General features: G+C 62.8%; 1 protein-coding gene and 2 pseudogenes. All 3 read right to left on the bottom strand.

Annotation, left to right across the window (positions count from 1 at the left end):
• On the bottom strand, positions 1-157 hold a 157-nt coding region (locus OC446_RS30280), incomplete at its 3' end, for a transposase (RefSeq protein ID WP_262032572.1).
• A gap of 200 nt (positions 158-357) precedes the next feature.
• Positions 358-435 (bottom strand): annotated as a pseudogene (locus OC446_RS30275) (IS6 family transposase); the annotation flags it as partial.
• Between the two features lie 319 nt (positions 436-754).
• Positions 755-1,561 (bottom strand): annotated as a pseudogene (locus tag OC446_RS30270) (IS110 family transposase); the annotation flags it as partial.
• Positions 1,562-1,630: the final 69 nt, after the last annotated feature.

The following is a 1,630-nucleotide window of genomic DNA, read 5'->3' as shown; positions in this document are numbered from 1 at the left end:
CATCGATCTCACGCTCGCGACGGCGGTCGAGCCAGTGCCGCAGGGTCGACAGGCCGACCCCAAGATCCGCGGCAACCTCACGCCGGCTGCGGCCGCTGGTCAGGGCAAGCCGCACAGCCTCGTCCCGAAACTCTTTCGTAAAGCGTGTGTGGCGCATGGAGATCCTCCTGCTTCATGAGAGGCTCTCCAGTTTTCCGATACTGCTGGCGAATCCGCTTCAGGGCTACCGAGGCAGCTGCCAAGCTTGTAACGTGGGCGACCGGCGCTCTGTGTCCGAGTGCTGCAGGTCACCGCTCCGACTGCGAATGAAGCGGCAACATCGAATTCGCCAGCAGTACCTTTTCCGGAGCAAGTCCATAGGCTCAGGCTGGAGGCGAGATACCACCGGACACACAGCAGGATCACCGAGCGGTCAAAATGACGGCCTTTGAACATTGTGCACCTCCGGAATGTGCCGGAGGCGTAAGCCGAACTAAGTTACTGAAGGGTTTGCAACATGTGTGGACGCCCCGCGTGACGCAAGAAGAATCTCCGGATCGGTGCAGCGCGTGGTCAGGGCTGACATGTGTGCGGCCTCTGATGCGGCTCACACGCCGCGGGCCCGGATGGGAGTTCGCAGATCAGGTCCAAATCAGATCCACGTGCTTGCGGCACCTGTCGCAAAGCTGGTTATCCTGATCCCGTCTCAGTGACCGTTGCGCCATCTCTCTCCTTCGATCTTCCCACGCCCCAACAGCCTCTCAGCCGCGACGACTTATGCCGCTGCGACTGGAGCCTGATAAACTCCACCTCTCGCCATCAGAGCCCAGACGATGCGGGCCATCTTGTTGGCCAGCGCCACCCGCACCAGCATCGGTGGCTTGCAGGCGATCATGCGGGCCATCCACGAGCCTGCCGGAGCTCCATTGCGAGCCACTCAACGCACAACGGCACTGGCGCCGATGATCAGTAGGCGGCGCAGCGTTCGCTCGCCCATCTTCGAGGTCGCTCCCAGCTTCTGCTTACCGCCGGTCGAATGCTGCAAGGGTGTGAGCCCCACCCAGGCGGCGAAGTCCCGCCCGCGCTTGAAGGTCTCAGCCGGCGGTGCAAGCGCGGCCAAGGCCACAGCGGTCACCGGACCGACGCCCGGGATGGTCATCAGCCGCCGCGCTGTCTCGTTCTCTTTGGCGCGCTGGGCCACCTCCTGGTCCAGGCCCGCAATCTTCTCATCCAGCTGATGGAGCGTCTCGACCAGCATCTGGAGGATCGGCCGGGCGATCTCAGGAAGAGGCTCGTCCGGATCCTCAACAATCCGCACGAGCTGGTGAACATGAGCTGGGCCTTTGACCCCCACAGTGCCGAACTCGGCCAGATGACCACGCAGGGCATTGATGACCTGCGTTCGTTGCCGCACCAGGAGATCGCGGGCCCGGAACACGAGGGCGGCGGCTTGGGCCTGCTCGCTCTTGGGCGCCACAAAGCGCATGGTCGGGCGCTGGGCCGCCTCGCAGATCGCCTCGGCATCGGCCGCATCGTTCTTCTGACGCTTCACAAAAGGCTCACATGAGGAGGATTTGATCAAGGTCGAATTGCTTTAGTTCATTCAGTTCTCCCTAACGACTGCGGGATCACAGGTCCGAGCCCGTCCATC

The sequence above is a fragment of the Microvirga sp. Mcv34 genome (assembly GCF_024519725.1).
In the GTDB taxonomy this organism is placed as follows: Bacteria; Pseudomonadota; Alphaproteobacteria; order Rhizobiales; family Beijerinckiaceae; genus Microvirga.
The sequence above is the reverse complement of the archived record's forward strand: the minus strand, read 5'-3'. Positions and strand labels throughout refer to the sequence as shown.